This is a genomic window from Paenibacillus sp. IITD108 (assembly GCF_036541265.1).
Taxonomy (GTDB): Bacteria; Bacillota; Bacilli; order Paenibacillales; family Paenibacillaceae; genus Pristimantibacillus.
In genome coordinates, this window is record NZ_JAZHCT010000002.1 from 228,813 (window position 1) to 249,902 (window position 21,090).

Below are 21,090 nucleotides of genomic sequence, written 5' to 3' on the forward strand. Positions count from 1 at the left end.
TCAATATAATGTCTAAATTTATTCAATTCTACCCGTCATATGTCTGTAAATGTATTCACTAAGATTTTCGCTTTCCTCACTAAGGTCCGTAAAAATTCCATCTTCATATTCGAGATCCTCTTCAGAAATTTGTTTTCTATATTCGATAGAAAACATACTTAAGGCCTCCTGAAATTCTTCGAAAGTAATTAACTTAATCATCTTCTCAATTACATTATTTTTACTAATTGCTTCAATACCTACGAACCATCTAGCAGCATTATTACCCGTATGTATAACACGAGGTATAATAAACTTCGAAAGTGGGTAAAATATTGCACACTCTCCAATAACATGAGTTTTGTAATATCTAACTAAGTTTTCATATAGTGTATTTACATCACCAAACCTAGTTAGCACATTATATACCTTATCTGATTCATCATCTAAATAACTTAATAATTCTTTGTCTCCGAAGCATAATCCATAAAATCTCTTCCAATAATACTCTTCATCAGCAACTACCATAAACTCTAGTAGCATAGTTACTACAATAGGAATCTCTTTTATAGTTTCTGTTGTTTCACAGATATAAAAAATGTGGTCTAAAAACTCTTGATAACGCCCGTAGTACTCATTTTTTAAGAGTGCAATTGTTAACTCAAATAGTTCTGAATCAGCTGTAAAGTTCAGAAGTTCCTCAAATAACTCATTATTATTATGCGTCTTAATTATATGCTTCGCATAAAAATACTCAAAAAAGGATCGATGAAAGAATTTATAGTGATCTTCACTTCCTTGAACGAATAATTCAGTTCTTTCTGAACAAAATGTCAGGAACTCGTCAATAGCATTTAATAATTGATTACCATCCAAATATAACGTCCTGTATGCCTTAGATAAACATTTCTCGATAGCAATACGATCAGCTTCTTTGTTTGTTCTTTTACATAAAAATGATAACTCCTCAAATGTTAAATCATTTCCTATAAGAGTCCTAATAAGATCATACTTATAAGTAACTCTTTTATCATTAATTTCACGTTTTCGAGATATATAATCTGTACAGCTTTTGTACAGTTGAATTTTGTTTTCGGGAAGTTCTCTTTCGGATTTAAAAATATTCACCATTAACGCTACCATTAGAAAATTTGTTAGAAATCCCCTTTGAATTAAACTTTCACATTGACTTAAAAACAATGGAATATCTTCACTATCAAACTTATTTATAATGGACATTTTCCTTAAATAAGATTCTATTTCTGTTTTTTTTATTGGTAATACCCTAAGAACAACCGGTGTCTCTGGAATTAACCCTCTTTCTCTTGTAGTAATACATACTTTATTATTCTTATTAGATGTTTTAAAGAAGCTAACTATTATCTCAGAAATATGTTCTCTTTCTTCAACATCAACCTCATCCAATGCATCAAATAACAACAGACATCTACCACTATTTATATAATACCGAAGAAAATCCTTAGTTATCAGATTATTATCAATTCCTGTATTAAAGATCATTGAATCTACCAGATAATCTTCTATTGAATATGCTGATGATTTTTTCTTTGAAAAGTTAGTATATTCCTTTAAATTGCAATATATCGGTAGTAAATTGCTGCCTTCAAATATATTTAAGTCTTCAAAGTTATTTATGAGATTTTTTAAAAATAGTGTTTTTCCGAAACCGGGACCACCTATTATTGAAATAATATTAGATATATTCAAAGAATTTTGCCAATCAATAATTTTTGATTGACTATTTATTGTTATTGAATTGTCTTCAATTCTCTGTTCAATAAAAAACTTTGGAAAAATGTAAAATTCCGTAAGATCTAATCTATCAATACCGTATACATGGCTTTTTTTATACCTTGCTTTTAAATTTTTCACATAATCTATCCTAATTTGCTCAAAATTAATATTTGCAATTTCACTTTTAGTTCTATTTATTTCAAATATCTTTTCTTCCAACTCTTGAACAGCCAAAGATAAATAATATGGAATTGACAATAGTTCCTTGGGTAAATTATCTATCATTTTTTCTTCAATTATTTCAAGTACATCATGAAAGTAATTTTTCACTTCTAGTTCGTTCAAATTTTTTCCAGAATTATTCTTCACAAATACAATTGCGCATTCCGATAAATTTTCCAAAAATTTATTCTTATTTAATCCGAAATTAACATCATTTTTCTTATAGTGATGCTTAAATGAATTGTATCTTATGAAATTTAGAAAACTCATTCTGGTACTCGTTAATTCTAAAAATTTGTAGAAACTTCCTGAATTTTCAGTAAGGTCTGATTTCAATAGTATACTCTCTTTTGATTTCACTAAGCTCTCTATCGTTTTTAACCTAGTTCTATTATTAATACATTTAATAAGATCATACAAAAAATTAGATGTAATATTTATCAAAATAGTATCTATTGCCATAGATTTAATATCTCCTTAAAAACACTCTTATTAACATGAATATTTTAACATTAAGTGAAATTATTATCTACACCAACAAAATTCTTATATATGCATTGTTAAAGAAGAAAATAGAAACTATCTCCTTTACTTATGATACGGTTCACCGTAACGGGGGTAACGGCGAAAAAAAGGCACCTATAAGGTGCCTGGAACAAAGAAATCATATGTCTATTTACAATACTGTAGTAACTAATCGTTAAATACTAGGTCAAATAACTCCCCTCGGAATGCTTTGTATAATGCGGAATGTTTAAGAATCTCGAATTCCTTAAGATCACCAATTATACGTCTTGCATTGTCAATCCTATTAAATGTAGCCTCTAGCCTAGAAACAATCCGTCGCTGCTCATAATAAGAAGGAATAGGGACTAAGTACTTTTTCACATTGCCCGCTGATAAGTTTGGTTGGGCTGAACCATTATCATGAATATTGATCATTGACATTCCAATACTACTAATTAGGTAATAATAAATATATTTTGAGACAATACCCTTGTGAGGTCTCAAAATAACTAGTGAAGAGGCTATCGCTCCCTCATCAATATTACTGACTATAGCAGCCTTCCCCAATGTCCCTCTTAAGCAATAAAGAACATCGTCTTCCATAACTTTGCCACTTCCCAAAGCTTCAAACTTTTCCTTTGAAATGTAATTCATTTTAGCTATGTCTATTTTACCGTTTTTTAAATGGCCTGCATTTATGAATGGAATACCACTCTTAATGAAATCCTTTTGTGATGGATAATTATTGCCCCTATCCCCGTTTATAAATTTTGCAATGTTACCAAGTTCAACCCAAACCCATTTTTCCGGAAGGTCATATGGGAAATCGTCTTCAGAAACAGTTGCAGCCTCCAAAAGAGTCATTAAAGCTTTATTATTTTCTAATGCTTCCTCCACGAGGATGATATTATTATCGCTTGATGTCTTTAAGTTATTACTGACCTCTTGTAATATTATGGTGGTCCTTTGTAGTTTCTCGACGACTTCATCTATATATTCCAGTGGGTCTGGCAGGTTATCATATATTGAAGATGATTCATCAGCAATAAGTCCATGGTCCAAATTATCGTCTAAATTGCGAATCTGCTCTCGTGTTAGCACACTCCATCTTTCATCAGATATTTGGTAACGGTCTTTTGCAGTATATGCCTCAACAAATGATTTAAAATGATCTTCAGTGAGTGGATTACGTTTACCGAACTTCGACATATTCGTACGCAGGTCGTAAAACCAAACCTCTTTCGTGTTTCCTTTATCTGTTTCGCCGCGGGTAAAGAAGAGCACGTTCGTCTTAATACCTTGGGCGTAGAAAATGCCTGTAGGAAGCCGCAAAATGGTGTGTAAATTGCATTTGTCCATCAAATCCGCCCGAATCTTCTGACCGTCGCCGTCCTGGAACAGGACATTGTCCGGTAATACAACCGCCGCTCTAGCCTTGCCGTTAGGCTTCAAGGCACGGTAAATGTGCTGTAAGAAATTTAGCTGCTTGTTTGAAGTAGCGAATGTCAAGTCGTCCCGAGTTGGACGCTCCCCGCCTTTTTTTGTACCAAACGGGGGATTCGTTAGAATGACATCCATATTCCCCATCGTTTTTCCTAGGTTAGAGAGCGAATCACCAAGCAAAATTTCGCCTTCAATGCCGTGAAGCATCGCATTCATAAGAGCAAGCCGATGAGTGTCTTGAACTAGTTCGCAACCACTAAATGCTTCTTTACGTTGAAAACTTGCTTCCCTTTCGCCTAAATCATAATAATCGCCTGTTTTGCTTCGTACGTACTGATCAGCGGAGATCATAAAACCAAAGGTACCACCTGCCGGGTCATTGCAGCGCTCACCCGGCTGGGGATCGATCAACTTCACCATCACATTGATCAGAGGTCTTGGCGTAAAGTATTGTCCCGCTCCAGATTTTTTCTCATTCGCATTTTTCTCCAGAAGACCCTCGTAAAGATCCCCCAAACCTTCCTCTTTCGCGCTAAACCAATCCAAGTTGTTGATAGATGAAACGATGTTTTTCAGGTTTGCCGGAGCAGTAATATTCGTCGAAGCATTAGCATAGATCTGCTTGACCTTTGCATTCCCTGTGGTACCGAGGTCGAGTAACAGTTGTCGATAAAATCGCATTAGTTCTACGCCATCTTTATCAACTAAGTCATCCCAACGATAACCCTCTGGAATAAGTTTTTCTTGCTCGGTTTCTTTCATCATCTTTAAGAAGAGTATATAAGTTAGCTCTGATACGTACTGGTGGTAAGTGATGCCGTCGTCTCGCAGTACGTTACATAGGTTCCAAAGTTTCTGTACAATCTCTTGTGTATTCATAGGGGTTTTTGTATCGTCCTTTCATCACGCATATAATGCTTCATTGATATCGTCTAGTACTTGTTGCAACTGCCCGTCAAAGACCCGATTAATCCGATTAAACCCACCATCCTGATTAAATGGGGCAACACTAAAAGCCTCTTGTGCAGATGGCCCTAAGACGGTTTCCTTGAGCAGCTGCTTCTCAATTCGGTCTAACCACTGTTTTTGTCTCGGGTCCCATGCCCGTATCGAATAGATCTTTCGCATCGCTGCTTTAATCCGCTCTTCATGTCCAACGAGCGGGCTTCCCAGTGCTCTCTGGCGAATAAACCCGATAATATCCGCGGCTATCTCATGATTGGTCATTTGTGCCCAAGCGGTGCGAAGGTTCGTCTCAGTAAAGTCCTTTTGGGCAAGAATCACTTGCAATTCACGCAAATCCTGTCTCGTCAGATCCCGCGGCCTAGAGCAAACAATCTGAAGTGCCGGAATCTCATTCATGTTTTCACGAATAAAAACTGCGAACTGGTCCAGATAATCCTCTGGCTTCTTTGCCTTCCCGTAACCCCTCTCATGACTGAGAAGTTCATCCTCATGGCGAGAAATATATAGCTTAGTCGGCTCGCTAAACTTTTCATCTAGAAATGTAACAAGACGCTGGTTGTTATACAATACTTTCCCCGTATCCGCAGGAGGCGTTTTTCTCAGCCATTCGATCATCTCTTCAACATTACGTCCGCCTGAGAGTGTCTTAAACTCCTCTTGTTGCTCCCGTTTTTGCAGCTTTTTCTTCCTCTGCAGCTTGGCAATGATTTGCTGAATATGGTCTTCCTGCTGTTTTGAGTCTTCAATATGCTGGAGCTCCTCAACCAATTGCTTAAATGTGACCGAAGGGTTTACAACAACCGGTTTCATTGTGCTAACCGATTCCAGTGCCTCGTATATTCCTACCGCGTCAAAGATTGAAAAATGGGTCTTGCCGATCTCTGGGCACAATCGGGTAGCACGCCCCAGCATCTGCTCGTATAAAATACGCGATTTCACCCTTCGTAAAAACACGATATTGGTGATTTTGGGAACGTCAATGCCCGTTGTAAGTAGGTCTACCGTTACGACGATATTGGGCAATTTCTCATTTTTGAACTTTTTAATGGCTTCCGAAGGTTTATGAATCGTGCCCGTGATCTTTTGAACGGCATCATCATCTACCTCACCAAATTCTTTGGCCAGCTCTTCTTTGAAGATCTTCACCACAAGATCGGCATGGGTATCTGTAGCCGCGAACACCAATGTTTTGCCATCCAAGGCAGGATCAATATACTTCACCAACCCGGCAATTACCGTTCGATTGAAGTTTTCCGTAATCACCATCTTGTTGAAGCCTTCAATTTCGATGTTCACTTCATCAGAAAGATATTCTGTCTCCACGGTGTTGGAATTCGTTTTGTAGACCTCGACCTGCTCAGCTACTTTCCACTGGATACCGTGTTTCTTTAGTTTGGTTTCCAGCTGATGCGGAGGCTCATGGTCTACTAGATACCCATCAATTACGGCCTCCCGATATGAATAGGTGAAAACAGGGGGTCCAAAAATTTCCGTCGTATGCAAGGCTGGTGTTGCGGTCAAACCAATTTTCACAGCATCGAAATGCTCTAGTACGGTCCGATACTTACTGATATAATCATTCTGGTCGCGGAATTGGTATTCGAGTTCCGTCATTTCCTTGTCAAGGATGTAGCCGCGGTGCGCCTCGTCAACTACAATACAGTCGTACTGACCTGCCGTTGGCACAGTCTCACCATCGCTTGGGAATAGGATCCGCTTGACCATCCCTTGCACAGTAGCAATGTGAACTTTAGTCTCTGCCTCAGGTCGTTTATCAGTCAAACCTTTCAGCTCAAATATTTCTGTGAAGGTATTGAAGTCTTCCATCCTAGATTCTTCGAAAGCATCCTGTGCCTGCTGCCCGAGAGCCTCTCTATCTACAAGAAAGAGAATGCGTCTGAAACGTTTCGCTTTGATAAGGCGATAAATGAGCCCAATCGTCGTTCTCGTCTTACCTGTCCCCGTAGCCATAGCAATCAGAATGTTACGTTGATCTTCACCAAGGTAATCCTCAACGGCCTTAATCGCCCGATACTGGTATTCCCTCAAACCAAGGTAGTCCAGCGGTTCACTCTGAAGCTTAGATTGTGCTTCGTCGATGTCCTGCTTAAGCATCTCCAGAAGTTCTCCAGGTGCGTACCAATCCCTCAGTGCACGAGGATGATTAGTGTTCTTTCGTGCATCCAGAAACCAAATCCCTGATTTCGTTTCAAGCTGCTGGAGATAGGGTCTACCGTTCGTAGAAAACAGGAACGGCACCGTATATTCTCCCCAGGTTCCAACAGACTCTTCTTCTCCCCCATGCTGTACTTCTTTTGCATACTTCTTAGCTTGGGCCAGGTCAGACAATACGTCTTTCGCCTTTTTCTTTGCCTCGATGATACCGACCATTTTCAGCCCAACAAAGAGTGTATAGTCTGCCCGCCCCTTTTTGGATGGCCACTCAGCAATAGCCAGGTTTCTTCCCTTTTCGGGACGTGTACCCTTTGAATACTTCAAGCCATCTGAATCCACTTCCCAGCCAGCGTTCCGTAGTTGCAGGTCGATGAATTGCCTTCTTGTCTCCGCTTCGTCTAGAAGTGCAGCGGCAACCTTACCAGACTGTTTTCTACGGTTGTTTCGTTCTTCCACTGTAGATTGCGCCTGCCGGAATTGCTCCAACTGACTCTGCAGTTCATCTATTTTTTTCTCGTACTCAGCGGAAAGTTTGGTCAGAATGACCTCATTGTCGGTGCTCGGTTGCTCTGTTCTTGTGAGGTCAAGTGGTTGCGGTTCAAATCTCCAATCGCCGTAGGTTTGCATAAACCATACCGCCAGAGTGAATGCGTAGGAAATGGCTGCTTTGGCGTCACCCTTAGAATCATGCAAAGCATGCACGGCATTGTTCCCGATATTTTTGATCGAGTGAAAAAAGGACACCATCTCTGAAGGGACCAAGTCCTCCCGGCGAAATACTTGTAACCGAGCATTTTGTGACCTGTCCTCAGGCTCAGCTACCTTTTCTATTGCTAAAATCAGCTGAGCCAGCGTCTCCCCAAACTGACGAATCTTAACCATCGCTGTATTGGGGTCTTTAAGAAGGTACTCCTCAGCTAATTGACCGAGTGATGCTAGGATCGGCCATTTTTCTGCTAGAAAAGCAAAGTTGCTTGTTTTCATATATCCACCTCATCATTAACAGGCTGAATATGCACTTCAACATTCTATCATGTGATGATGTTATTATGCTGTCAGGAAACGAATGTTCGTTAAAGCGCAAGAATGCTCATAATTATTAATTCGACATGATGTTTCTAGTTCCTGTAAAACCATGTTTACAAGTAGTTCCTTTGGATTATTATTAACAAGTAGCCCCCCTTGAGATGGATTTATTATTTTGGATATCTCAGGGGGCTACAATTTCCCTTTAGTGTCGATGTGTTTGGTCAACAAGCGATTTTTGCTCGTAAATGGTGGGTACCGGAATTAATAACTTGCCAAAGTTTTGTTTGGATATGAAGCTAATAGTACTACTTGTTACATATTGTTTAACTTGTTCCCTAATCACAAAAGAATTTAGCATAATCACAAGATAATTCGGGTCGATAATTTCTGGATCTACTTTTAATCTTAATAAATGGTCATGAAATAGAAGTCCTTCGTTTTCCCGCCCTACAATTGCAGCTGGGCCGATAATACCTTTATGCCGAAATAATACATCATCCACGTTGAGGGTTTCCTTATCTCGGGGGTGTTCTACCAAAATAGTGTCAAACTCATCCTTAAGCGTAAATACTTCTATGTTCTTCGATTTCACTATCCCAATTTCAATTCCTCCGTTCTTTTCCTTTGTCGGATTAACCCCGGTATCAATTGTGAAGCAGACCTCTTCCAATGAAGATACATTCCCACATCCCCGAATCATCTCTTGAAACTCAGAAATTTGGGGATTAAGTGCCGCATATGTCCATAGTGGATTTTCAATCAGTTCTGAATACGGTAATTTAACTACTGCCCCAATAGCATCATTAGGAACTTTTATGTTATAATGACTACTAACAATTTTATCGATTTTTTCTGAGATAGTTTCCTTATCTTTATTTTCCAAATGACTAAGTTGCAGCTTAATCATTTGGATTTTTTCTTTCCTCTCTTCTTCAGTTAGCCAAGGTATAGTTATCTCCTTCAGGTCTGACAAACTGATTCTACGGATCATTGCACCTTTGCTTCTTGCCTCGAATTGATCCCTAACATATTCTGTCGTTAGAGCCCAATAAAGATAAAGCGGGTCTACCTTTGGAGTAACGACTGCAAAAATGTCTGATACCAGGATAAACCGGTCCTGAGGTGAGGAGACGATAGTCGGGACCATTACCCCAACTTCTACTAGTGGGATCAACATATCTCCTGCCGTCATACGATAACGCAGCCTTTTGGAAACTTCCTCAGTTACCTCTTTACATTCTGTTATCATTCCGGTCCTTTTATCGATACAACTCCCATCTACGTATTGCAAATATTCCTCTCCCTGATCAAATTTCACCCGACGACTGTCCGGTAAAATACTACACACCTCTTCAAGTAGCCTTGTTTCAACATAAATCTTTTCAGATGGCTGCTTAAGGTAAAATATTGGCTCCCATCTTTCTTGCAACTTATCGTATTCGACTAATTTAATTCCCATTGTTCATTCCTCCAGCGATTAATTGGCATAGTTCATTAAATTCGTCGATATCCACAGGGCTAGTTTTCAGTTTCCGGTCTAGCTTCACATGACTGAAATCCGCCATTATAACATCCTTCGGCTGAACTAATCCAACCGCCTTTTTTTGTAGTAATAACATACAGGTTGATACCCCTGCGTATGGCATTAGAGAATTGGACGGCATTGTAATAATCGCTTTAACATGTGCTTCCTTCAGAAGAGATTCTCTAACTTTTTGCGTACTTCCCCCTTTGAAAAGAAATCCCGCTGATAGCAGCGTCAGCACATGTCCGCCAGGCTTTACTATTCTCATTGCTCTATCAAGGCACAGCAGATCAACCTCAGTCGTTTTTATTTCCCCCAATAAAACACTTTCGTCTAGATTAATGTCCGCCGCTGGGACCTTACCTGCAATAGGGGCACTATAAACCACAAGATCTACAACAGACTCGTCAACATTTTCAGATACAATATTCCTTTGTTCTGCCACAACATTCAAATCTAATAACAGAGCCAATTTTTGTTGGATTCTTACAAGCACTTCTTTTAACTCATAAGATATCGCCTCTGTAACTTCCAACTCATTAATGAGTCTTCTCTGTGTGAAACCAAGCCCTGAAGTTATATCAGCAATAGTAATTTGGCGATTTCCAACTACATGTTTTGCTATTTGGCTAAAAAATTCTGTAACGAATTCAGTATCTTGATGTTCTCCAGACATTGATGCCGAACTGGAGGTGATCTTACGAAGGATGAATTCTAAGATTTCATTTTGTTGAATTGCGGGCAAAAAAATTAATTCCTTCATTACGTGCGGATACTGAACTTCTTGAGATAATACTCCTCCCTTTTTGTAAGAAATGATTTGATCGAGCATCACATCAAACTCTGATAAATAATCCTTGCCTGTTGAACGTACTTCATCCAAAAATCTAAATCCTAATTGCTCCACTTTGTTTCCTCCTTAGTATAATCCACTTGTTGTTTATGGATTATTCTTAGTTATTTTATTTCTGTGTTTTAAATATACAATGGATTATGGTTAGTGTCAACATTTATTAATGGATTATTTCTAGTTTCTTATAAAAGGTTGGAATAATACCTAGTTATAGAATGTATCGTTGCTATGAAATACTATAATCGACCTAGTTCTCACCATAGGAAAGGCCAGACTCCACCCACAGGTTTCCGGCTATTTCTGCATCCTTTCTTAAAAAGGTCAATGCAGCCATTGAATATCTCTATACAACACTTACTTCAAGAAAGGGTCTATCTCTTGAATATAGAAGGCCTAGCCATACCTTTGACCCACGAAAGCAATCTTTCTGTGATCCCTGATTGCCAGTCGATCAGACATCGCTCTAATATATAATATCTCATTGTCTTTGCTTTAGAGACTCATTTTTAATGATGACTTGTGGTTATAGCTTGGTCATCATTACAATTTAAAAGTTGCAGGGCTACCCTATCGTCAGGATAGTCCTGCTGCGTTAATATGATACAAAATCAAATAAAAGGATCTTTAACAAAAATGATGAACGGCTCCCCCATCCTTCTGACCCAAGAAAGCGATGATTCAACGCTCCCTCCCTCAAACTTAGGAGGCCCCTCAACCCAAGTATCGGACCAAACTAAGCAGTCAGCTTTTTGTTTTTTTCGGTCGACTGAAAAATACACGTCCGTCCCATCCACATACTCGCAAAGGCCGTAAGAGCCGTTTGTTCGGAGGACCACCCTTACTATATGGGTTGGCTTACCTTGGTTTAAGTACGATTCCCGAAGCGTTACATCTTCCAGTGAGTACGGGAGCAAATCCGCAACCTCCAGTTCTTCCTCAAACGGGATTACTGCTGCTGTCATGACCCATACATTATCATCGAACATTTGCTGGGCAGGGTTGTACCCGTTGCGCTCGAATTCCTCTTTCAGCCTCTCAAGAATCAGTTCATTAACGGTTTTCATTGTGTTTTCTCCCTTCGTCGTTTGGTGGTCAAATGACCAAGCTGAATTTGTACAGCAGTGGCCGTGGCCTCAAAACAGAAAAAGCCCCCTCCGATTCATCGTCGGAAGGGGCAGCCAAGAAGTGCTTCTGCATATCTTCATCGAAGTTCAATTCGATCGCTTCGATCTTACGGTTCTTGATGCTGATTTGCTTAATGACCAGGTGCAGCAGCGACTTGATTTGCCCAGTAGAGGCTTTGAAGAGAAGCTGGTCAAGCTGGGCCAGTATAGCCCGGACATAATCGAAATCCACCGTCTGACTATTGTCGTTGCCGAGCTCCCACTCGATCTCAGACTTTCTGGCGAGAAGTCGTTCCTTCTCTGCCTTCAGTTCCTCCAGCCGGTTGGCAAGGGTTTCGCGGTCCACCAGTTCGTCCTCAAACAGGCCGAAATACTTTTGCCGCTTGCCCTCAATGGACTCAACCTTCTGACGGATTGCTTTCAACTCCTCCTGGAGCGGAATCGTGTTGCCCTTCCGGTGCTGGTTCATGGCGGAGATGACGTCCGCAAGAATCCGCTCACTGTTGATCACCTCCTTCAATCGCTGATAAACGAACGATTCAGCATATTCGGCTTTTACGCTATTGGCGGAGCAGACAGAGCTGCCCTTGCTCTTGAAGTTGCCGCAAGAGTAATAGCGGCGGACAATCCTTGAACCATCCTTGAGTTTGTTGACGGTCCGGCTTGCCACCATCGCTGCGCCGCACTGGGGACAGCGTAAGAGGCCTGTCAGGGTATACTTGCCGTCGAAGGTTCTTGATGTTGTAACAGCTTTGGACTTCTGAAGGATCTGAACCTTTCCCCATAATTCTTCTGAGATGATGGGTTCATGGCCACCATCTTCCAGCATAGGGGTGGCATTCTTGCCTTTTCTCCGTCGCTCGTTCCAGTTCTCATGTTGTAGGTATCGGATCTTCCCAACATAGACAGGATTCAAGATGATTTGCTTTATGGAATCCGTACTGAAGGTATTTCCACGCTTGGTCGTGTGCCCTTCGCGATTGATCTGATTGGCAATGGCCTTGAGCCCCTTACCGGATGCATAGAGCTCGAATATCTTCCGCACAATGGCTGCCTCCTCGGGGACGATCTCCAAGGTGGAGTCCTTCCGATGCCTTTGGCCGCGGACTGCTTGGCTGCTGCGGTACCCGAGCACTTTTCCACCGTTCCACTGACCAGACCGAGCTCGCTGCTTCATACCCATCCTTACGTTATCAACAATGGTATTACGCTCTAGTTCCCCGACAGCACCGAGCATCTGGAGGGCGAACTTGCCCATGGCGGTTTCCGTCTCGAAGTTCTCAGAGAAGCTACGAAATGTAATTCTTTTTTGGCTCAGTTCCTCCACGATTTTCAAGAGGTCAATCGTGCGGCGGCTAATGCGGTTGATTTTCCACACAAGAACCTCATCGAAGAGGCCTTGCTTTGCGTCTCGGAGCAGTTTTTGCAGCTCATAGCGGCCCTCGATCGACTTACCACTGACACCGCGGTCCACGTACTCCCCAACGATGACCTTCTGATGGAGGTTACAGTAAGCTCGGAGTGTGTCAAGTTGAGCGTCGATGGAATAGCCGAACTCCGCTTGTTCCTCTGTAGATACCCTTGCATAGATAGCAATACGATGATTGGTTAACATAGAAATCCCCTTTTCGAATGGTTGATCATCGTGCGGTTCATTTCTTAGCGTTGGAAATTTTTCGTGAAGCTTGAGCATTAACTAGCTTGTTGCGCCGAATCAGCCAGCTGCAAGGAAATCTCGAGAAGCACCTCTTTCAAGTGAACCTGAATGGATTTGTCTTCCCCGATCGTGACTCTCTCGATCATGCTCCGAAGCAATTGCCGCTTCTGTTCGGGTGAGGACGGCTGCCAAAGGAGATTGAACTGCTCCAGAGCTTTCTGGATGTGAGGCAAGGATACCTCCCTGCTATGTTCCATCTCTAGCTCGTGCTCCAGTCGGGCCTTTTCATGTTCAAAGGCCGCCAGTGATTCCTTGATGCTCCCGAGTTGCTTGGCCAGCTCCTGCTGGCTAATGAGATCTTGTTCGAAAAGATCGAATAGGCGTTTCCGTTGACCGACTTCTTCCTTGATCTGACGGTCACTCCGCTGCAATTGATTACCTAGCTCATTTAGCCGCTGCCTGGTTTGATCGTTCACGCGGTTCACAATGTCTCGGAGGAGCCTCGGGTGAGTAATGAGTTGCTTTAGGCGGCTTAATACCTCGCCCTCAACCGCTGCTGCCTGCACATGATTCGGCTTGCAGGCCGCTTGGCCCTTGTTGTGGTAATGGGAGCAGACATAGTGAATATACCGCTTACTGGTCCCATTTTTTCGCTTCGCCGTTGTGTAGCCTCCCACCATACCTGCCCCACAGCTTGGACAGCGCAAAAGAGAGGCTAAAATAAACTCATGGGAGACCCGTTTTTTCGGTCGACCCGAATTATCCCGAAGCCGCCGCTGCACTTCCTCCCACAAAGGCAGGGGAATAATGGGCTCATGCTCTCCTTGGACCACTTCTTCTGCTTGCTTCTCTGGGTCGTAAAACCGAATGTATCCCGCGTAGACAACATTCTTGAGAATGGATCGAATGGTATTCAGGCTAAAAGCCTTTCCTCCCTTCGTCGTATACCCCGAGCGATTCAGACGGTTCATCAGGGCTTTATATCCCATTCCCTCGGCGTACAGGGTGAACATGTGCTGCACGAGAGCTGCCTCTTGCAGATTGATCGTTAGGGCGGTGGTTTGGTGGCGAGCTGAATGGTAGCCCGTCATCTCCACATCGTAGCCCAAAATTCGGGAACCGCAGTATTTCCCCAGCCGGTTTCTCCGCTGCCTCCCAAGACGCATATTCTCGGAGATCGTCTTACGCTCAAGTTCTCCAACAGCAGACATCATCTGGAGGGTGAACTGCCCCATCGGGGTTTGGGTCTCGAAGGGCTCCGTCAAGCTACGCAAGGCAACATTATGCTGCTTGAGGCGCTCGACCAGCTCCAGTAGATCCAAAGCGGAGCGAGAGAGCCTGTTGATCTTCCACACCATGGTTAACTGGAACCGACCTTGCTCCGCATCTGCTAGGAGCCGCTGGAGAGAAGGACGGTTGTCCGCCCGCTTCCCGGAAATGCCTTCGTCCACGTAGGCCTCGAAGACAGTCCACTGATTAGCCCTGCAATACTCCTGCAGGGCCTCCAGTTGTGCTGCCAAACTGTAACCATATTCAGCCTGTTCATATGTGGATACTCGTATATAAAGAGCTACATTAGTCATGTTAATGGTGTAGACCACCCTTCCTTTTAGTCGTTACTCCTTCTTTGTCTCTGAGGCCGATTCTGGCTTGTCACCGAATGAGTCATATGAAGCCATTGCCTCCTTCACGAGGTCGGCCAAAATGTCAATTACCAGTTGGTAAGACGTGTTGGTAGATGTAGGATGTGCCATAAGTTACCTCCCTGATGACTGAAATGAATGGTAAGACATTTACAAAGATATAATATATATTCCAACCGTTGGGACTTACGCATTGTGGCAAGCTACAACCGGCCTGCTACCGCGCCACCTAGCCACCAAAGTAAAGGCTGGTGGCATAGGGGGCGAGGGGGCTTGCCACTTTCAACACTAGGCGAAGCGGAGCATATTCTCGGCATTCGGGCTTTGTGGAAGCTGGTTGAGTGCTAGGCCGGCGAGGTAAACGGTCCCCTGCACCTTCTTTGTCGTGTATTCCCAGCCTCTCTCAGCCATCGTCATTCGGAAGAGGGACCAGAAGATTTGCGTATCTTTGCGGGCCCAGTCTTCGTGTCCGTTGGCGATACACCAGTCACGGAAGACATTCGGAAGATCAGGACGCTTGATGCGTCCCTCAGGCACCAGCCGTATCTTCTCTTCCGCAAACTCAATGAGTGGATTCTGGTCGCGGCGATAGTCCTCAACACTCTCCTGCACCGCTGCGGACTCCGTGAACACGTAGTTGTTGGTCCGGAGTCGCTGCAAGCCTTCAAGAGCAAAGATCAGGATACCCTCCAGTTCAACGAGCAGCTTATTCAGCAGATTTTTATCTTCTGCAGCCCCTTCGAAGCGCTTGTTGAAGGGGATGAGGAGAATGCGCCGGAAATAGCCGTGAGAAAGGTCCTTCGTTTGAGGCATCGTGTTAAGCAACACCAGCAGCTTGCAGAGTAGCTTGTAGCTGAAGGCCTTCTTGAATTTCTGCTCGATATGAACGGTGTCATCTCCCGTAATGGCTTTGAACATGGAGGTGTTGAAAGCCTTCTCTGAGAACTCGTTCTCTGTGGCAATGTTCAGCGTCTTGTCGGGCAGGTTCTGAAGACCAAAACGATTGCTCAGTTCACTGAGCGGAACGTTCGCCACATTCTCTTCTCCGCAGAGCAGGGTAATGATCTTGGCAAGCAGGCTCTTCCCGTTTGCGCCGCTTCCGTAGAAGAAGAACGCTTTCTGAACGATTGTCTCTGCGGTAAGGAAGTAACCCATCATCTCCTGAATAAGGAGAATACGCTCTTGATCTCCGTCCATAATCTCGTGAAGGAACTGAAGGAACCTCGGGCAGGTCGCTCCTAACCGATACTCAATCGGGATACGAATGGTCGAGAAGTACGAGGGCTGGTGCGCCTCCAATTCCATGGTCTGGGTGTTAAGCATGCCGTTTTTCAAGTTTAAGAACGCTCGGTTCTGGTTCATGCCTTTAACCTGCGGAATAGAGAGGCGAAGAGCCGCCAGATACTCCTTGTTGTAGCTTGTCTTCCAGGAGTAGGGAGCTGCTTCGTGCAGAATATCCCGAAGAAGCTGGGATACCTGAAGCTCTTCTAGCTGTACCCAGAATCCGCCTTGATGGTACGCGTAGAAGTCCGTCCCTCCCACAAGGCATAGTTTGATGCGCTTGAGGCAACCCCGCACGAAGAGGTTAGCGTTCAGGATGAGCTTCCCCTTCTCATCGCGAGAGAGTCCATAGGTGTACATCTGCTTCTTAACCGCGTATGCCCGTACATCTTCCAACGGAGTAGACTCCAGGTTGTAATCTGAAACGAACCCGAGGGCCGCCAGATCCCCGTAGGTTGCGGGATCTGGCTTTTCCGAGCAGGCAGCCCGGAACTTCTCGTCCACGCTAGCTGCCGAGTAGGAGGGCTGATCTCGGAGCCAGAGGTGCAGAAATCTCCGGCCGTCTTCCCCCAATGGATGAAGGTTAGACAACGCCGTCTGAAAGATCGGCGAATCTGAGGTGGCCATTTGCGTCTTGATCCATTGGAAGGCCTCTACCTTATGAAGGAGAGCCGGGTAGGAAGGGTTGTACGGTCGAAGGAAGTCCGACGTGCAGAACGTACTGGGAGACATTTGAGACAGCGTAGCAGGCGATACGGATGGGGTTTGTGTAGACATGGTCATTTCTCCTCTCAAGTATGGGGTTTTAGATTGCGCCTTGTGTCAGGTCCTGCGATTCGCGCCATACGGAATCGACGTTGTCGAACGTGTCACCATCTGAGGTGACGTGGTGCTTAATTTGGATCATAACTTCGGCCCCGAGCAGGGAGTTCAGGTCGAACCGCTTGCCGACCGGACACCCCGTCACGCCGAAGACCAGCTTGTCGAACATGGAGCCGGGATGGTTTGAAACTAAGTAGGACTGGCGAATTATCACAACCTTGATACCCGTCCCGGTCGGCTTCTCAACTTCGAAGGTGACGAGAACTTTGTTCCTTACCCCATAGGGGGTATTGCAGTTCGTCAGAACTTCATGATTGGCGATCTTGGCGCGGTAGATAATAGGGTCAAGTTTTGGCTTGCGGGGGCCGAATTCGAGAATATTGGATGTTGTCATGCTGAGCACGCTCCTTAGTATTTTTTAGGTTTTGTATGATTGACCTCGCCACCTGCCCCCTAGCAAGGGGTGGGGTGGCAAGGGAGTTGCCGAGGATGGAAATAGTTTTTAGCCTTTGTTCCAGTAGGGACTGAGCCGCACATCAACTTGGATGGGGACCTTGTCAATCAGACTGGACATGCCCTCCGTCATGACGTCAGCCAAAAATGCTGCGGCATCATCGGCCTGTTCCTCCGGCACTTCGAGCACGAGCTCGTCATGCACCGCGGCTACCAGCAGCCACCCGCCTGGGAGCCTCTCGATCAGTAGGGCCAGTGCCTCCTTGAAGCCTTCAGCCGCGGTAGCCTGGACAGGGTAGTTCAGCCGCTGAATAGCGCCTTTCTTGAGGTCTGCATGACCCGGACACCAGTAACGCCCTCCCAACGTCTCGAGCCTGTCGGCTTGCAGGACGTGGTCCTGAAACCGATGGATGGCAGGGTAGCTGGAGAAATACCCGTCACGGAACGTCGTAGCCGTCTCAAGCGAGATGTCGATCCCGCATTGGGTCTGGATGCGCTTCATGAGTCCGTATGCCTGCATTCCGTAGAGAAGGCCGAAGTTGGTCGTCTTCGCGATCTTTCGTTCTTCGGGCGTCACCTCCTCGACCGGTTTGCCCAGAATGAGGGAGGCGGTCTTGTAATGAAGGTCTTCCCCAGAACGGAAGCTTTCGATCATTCGCTCCTCATTGGCGAGTTGGGCGATGACCCTGAGCTCGATCTGCGAGTAGTCGGCGATAACTAGCGTCCGCCCCGCCGGGGCCTTTACGTAGGGCTTGGCGATGCTCGGAAGACCCTGGAGATTTGGCTGGTTGCAGGCCATCCGAGATGTATTCGCTCCGATGAGCCGCCATTTTCCTCGGATTCGCCCGTCCTGCTCGATCCGCTGGCGGAGCTTTTCGCTGTAGGCGCTCAGTGTCTTCTGGATCTTCTTGTAGCGGCGGAGCTTGGTGATGACCGGATGTGTACCTTCGTGCTTGGCGAGCTCCTCATCGGCAGTGCCTTGGACGGGGATGCTGAGTTGGAGCAGGGCCTCTTTGAGTTGCTGAGGGGAGCGAAGATTGATATCCTCACGGCCCAGTTCCAGCCCGATCGTCCCTTGAAGTGCCAGTTGTTCCGCTTCCAGACGATGAAGCTCAGCCTTCCATCCTTCGTAATCGAAGGGGATACCGGCCATCTGGAGGTGAACCGCTGCCGGTAACGCGGCGATCTCGCGACGAGCCACTCCTTCCAGGTAGCGGTCCTCAATCCGATCGGTCAGGACATGGTAGAGACGGTAGGTCACTTCTGCATCCTGCCTACTGTACTCGTAATGGCCTTCTGTCAGGACGCCTTCCCAATTGTCCTCCGCTTGCAGGGCCTTGTTAAGCGTAACCCCGAGGTACCTCCACGCCAATTCGGCTAGGCTGTTCTCTTGAGCGACTCGATTGTGCAGGACCTGAGCTAACACCATGGTGTCGGTGTAGTTGCTGACATCGAAACCACTTTTAATCAGTAACGGTACGTCAAAGAGAGCGTTGTGGAACACCTTTAGAATGGAAGGGTCCCTTAACTTACCTGCCAGAACGCTGGCATTCTCCGAAACACCGCTGTTCTTGCCGTCCGCCCAAGAGATGAGGCGAATGGCGTCCCCGCTGGTCTCCAGATCGACTGCTAGAATCTGATGAAATTCCGCAAGTGGACGGGTCAGCAGATCAAGTGCCAGCCCCTTGTGGCGGCGTACCTCATTCAAACATTCCGCCACAATCTTGTGATTGAACTCCACACTACTCGGGAACTTGTAGTGAATATGACGCTCTTTAACCGCAAGGAGGCAACCAAGCTGGCGGAGCGTATTTAGAGCTTTCAGAAAAACCCCTCCCCCACTAAAACTGTGATTTCGCAGCAGGACGCTAGCAAACGTTTATTCCATTTGCCATGCCCCGCTTGGGATAATTACATCCTACAGGTTGGGACACCGCGTTTTTAGGACAGAAAGCAATTCGTTTTTTGTCGTAGCTTCGTTTGCTGCGTCGATGTCTGCCCTGCTGGAATATCTTCATCTTATAGATTGGAAGGCCTGGCTTTTAGGACAGAAACCATTTTGTTTTTTGTCATAGGAATAGGCGTTGTGCACTGCTGGGGGTGAGGTGGCTAGGTGGCGTGGGGTAAAGAAGAGGCTACAGATAGAAAAACAGGAGGGGTCTCCTCCTGTCCGTAGGTTCATTCATATTCTGCTCGGATGATTTTTTGCCATTGTTCCAGCTTCTCTTGCAGTCTAGTTTTCTCGTCTTCCGTGATAGGCATCCGCAGAATGTCGCGGATATCCATTTCACTGTACCCGAACCGCGATTGGTGTACATCCTGATCGAATGCTTCCTTAAGGGCATCCTCCTCTTCCTTCGTGTACAGGCCTTTTGTGAGGAGGATATCTTCATCGGTCATGTCATTTAGGAGAGCTTCCTCAGCCTCGACGTGTAAGTGGACCTCATTTTTGAAGTGTTCTGTAAGCCGCTTCATATCCTTCCGATACTCTTCTAAGAACTGAAGCCTAGCGTGGAAGTTCTGGATCCCCTTGGTGGAGGCCATTCCTTCTGAAACCAACCTCTCGATTTCCTGCTTGGTCGCGAACACAGCGCGGCGGGTCTTGTAGTTCGTGTACAGGTTCAGCAGATGTAGCTGGTATTGCCGCTCCTCCTCATTGTCCGGGAATGCCTCCTGAATCGCCCTCTCGATGCTTTGAACAAAATTATCGAATTCTTCAAATGTAAGCTGAGTCAGACGCTTACTCCGGGATTTCTTGCTGAACGGCCTCATGTACTCACGCAGAAATACTTTCAGTAGCCATTCTTGGTCACCGTCAATAAAGTATTCGTCCCGCCCATCTTCCTTTACAAAGTCCCGGTTAAACTGGATGATCTGCTCAGTATATCGCTGAATGTTTCGATAATAGTTTGCTTCGGTATATTTCTTGAAAAGCTCATCGTATTGCTCTTTTTCCTTCTTGCTGGCCTTATTTTCCTCGTAAAGGACCTGAAGCCGTTCGAATTCTTTGTCCTGTTTCATTTCCTCATCAAGCAATTCCAGAGCAATTTTTCGTAGGGATACGGTGCTAGTTTCTGTTGTCATGGTAACCTCCTGTTGCCTGTTGTCTCCTAAATGGTAACACCATAGCTTAGATTATTAAATAAGGCCTCTTTTTACAAAAAATTTGGTCGACCCGAAAACAATTCATTACATTCGCAATAATTAAGGGGAGAATTGAAATGGAGCACAGAATCCGGTCCTTTTCCACCTTCTCTGCACAACTTGAGGAGAGAAAGCAAAAGGACATTCAACGATGGAAAGCTGAGCTTAACTTATGCCAAGCTGAGCTTGTTAAGTTAAGAAAGCAGGTTGCCAAAGAAATGACCCGCGTCGAACAAGTCCATCTACAGAATAGGTTACGGGTTGAAGAGAAAAGAAAGTCAATCCTGCTAGGGAGGCTCAAAACGGCGGGAGTGCAGATAGAGAAAAGGGGACGGCCAAAAAAAGACCCGTCCGAGGCCTACAAGCAGACGCACGTGAAGTTCACCGCGATGCTGAAGCCGGAGAATCTCGAATACCTGAAGTGCTTGAAGGAAAGCGGCGGCATCGATAACATATCGGCGCTTTTGGACAGTCTGATCGAGCGGCACCGGGACGGGCTGGGCTGATGAAAT

The 21,090-nt window shown here is 44.9% G+C and carries 13 protein-coding genes and 1 pseudogene; 1 reads left to right on the forward strand and 13 read right to left on the reverse strand.

Annotated elements, in window-relative coordinates:
* Positions 1-18: 18 nt before the first annotated feature.
* The 13 genes and pseudogenes from V1L65_RS02630 to V1L65_RS02690 form a co-directional block, all read right to left on the reverse strand.
* Positions 19-2,418, reverse strand: a complete 2,400-nt coding sequence (locus V1L65_RS02630) for an NACHT domain-containing protein (protein ID WP_331697508.1) — start codon at positions 2,416-2,418, stop codon at positions 19-21.
* A 231-nt stretch (positions 2,419-2,649) separates the two neighbouring features.
* On the reverse strand, positions 2,650-3,327 hold the full coding sequence (locus tag V1L65_RS02635; protein ID WP_331697590.1) for a restriction endonuclease subunit S: 678 nt from the start codon (positions 3,325-3,327) through the stop codon (positions 2,650-2,652).
* Between the two features lie 42 nt (positions 3,328-3,369).
* Positions 3,370-4,785: pseudogene (locus tag V1L65_RS02640) on the reverse strand (N-6 DNA methylase); the annotation flags it as partial.
* Between the two features lie 24 nt (positions 4,786-4,809).
* Complete coding sequence (gene hsdR, locus V1L65_RS02645) at positions 4,810-8,031, reverse strand: type I restriction-modification system endonuclease (protein WP_331697509.1); 3,222 nt, start codon at positions 8,029-8,031, stop codon at positions 4,810-4,812.
* A 247-nt stretch (positions 8,032-8,278) separates the two neighbouring features.
* Positions 8,279-9,535 carry a restriction endonuclease subunit S gene (locus V1L65_RS02650; protein ID WP_331697510.1) on the reverse strand — a complete coding sequence of 419 codons (1,257 nt, stop codon included), beginning with the start codon at positions 9,533-9,535 and terminating at the stop codon, positions 8,279-8,281.
* Positions 9,525-10,508, reverse strand: a complete 984-nt coding sequence (locus V1L65_RS02655; protein ID WP_331697511.1) for an N-6 DNA methylase — start codon at positions 10,506-10,508, stop codon at positions 9,525-9,527. The genes V1L65_RS02650 and V1L65_RS02655 overlap by 11 nt, the downstream gene beginning before the upstream one ends.
* A gap of 554 nt (positions 10,509-11,062) precedes the next feature.
* Positions 11,063-11,518: a hypothetical protein gene (locus tag V1L65_RS02660; RefSeq protein ID WP_331697512.1), complete on the reverse strand. Its 456-nt coding sequence runs from the start codon at positions 11,516-11,518 to the stop codon at positions 11,063-11,065.
* Between the two features lie 28 nt (positions 11,519-11,546).
* A complete protein-coding gene (locus V1L65_RS02665; protein WP_331697513.1) occupies positions 11,547-13,193 on the reverse strand; it encodes a recombinase family protein in 1,647 nt (548 codons plus the stop codon).
* 77 nt (positions 13,194-13,270) lie between these two features.
* Positions 13,271-14,818, reverse strand: a complete 1,548-nt coding sequence (locus tag V1L65_RS02670) for a recombinase family protein (RefSeq protein WP_331697514.1) — start codon at positions 14,816-14,818, stop codon at positions 13,271-13,273.
* A 348-nt stretch (positions 14,819-15,166) separates the two neighbouring features.
* Positions 15,167-16,786 carry a DNA primase family protein gene (locus V1L65_RS02675; protein WP_331697515.1) on the reverse strand — a complete coding sequence of 540 codons (1,620 nt, stop codon included), beginning with the start codon at positions 16,784-16,786 and terminating at the stop codon, positions 15,167-15,169.
* A 178-nt stretch (positions 16,787-16,964) separates the two neighbouring features.
* The gene (locus V1L65_RS02680; RefSeq protein ID WP_331697516.1) at positions 16,965-17,375 is read right to left on the reverse strand and encodes a hypothetical protein; all 411 of its coding nucleotides are present in this window, start codon (positions 17,373-17,375) and stop codon (positions 16,965-16,967) included.
* 108 nt (positions 17,376-17,483) lie between these two features.
* Entirely contained in the window at positions 17,484-19,142 is a 1,659-nt protein-coding gene (locus V1L65_RS02685; RefSeq protein WP_331697517.1) for a DNA polymerase, read from the reverse strand.
* 470 nt (positions 19,143-19,612) lie between these two features.
* The gene (locus V1L65_RS02690; RefSeq protein ID WP_331697518.1) at positions 19,613-20,518 is read right to left on the reverse strand and encodes a hypothetical protein; all 906 of its coding nucleotides are present in this window, start codon (positions 20,516-20,518) and stop codon (positions 19,613-19,615) included.
* 137 nt (positions 20,519-20,655) lie between these two features.
* On the opposite strand from V1L65_RS02690, the gene V1L65_RS02695 reads away from it, so the two are divergent.
* A complete protein-coding gene (locus tag V1L65_RS02695) occupies positions 20,656-21,084 on the forward strand; it encodes a hypothetical protein (RefSeq protein ID WP_331697519.1) in 429 nt (142 codons plus the stop codon).
* Positions 21,085-21,090 lie beyond the last annotated feature (6 nt).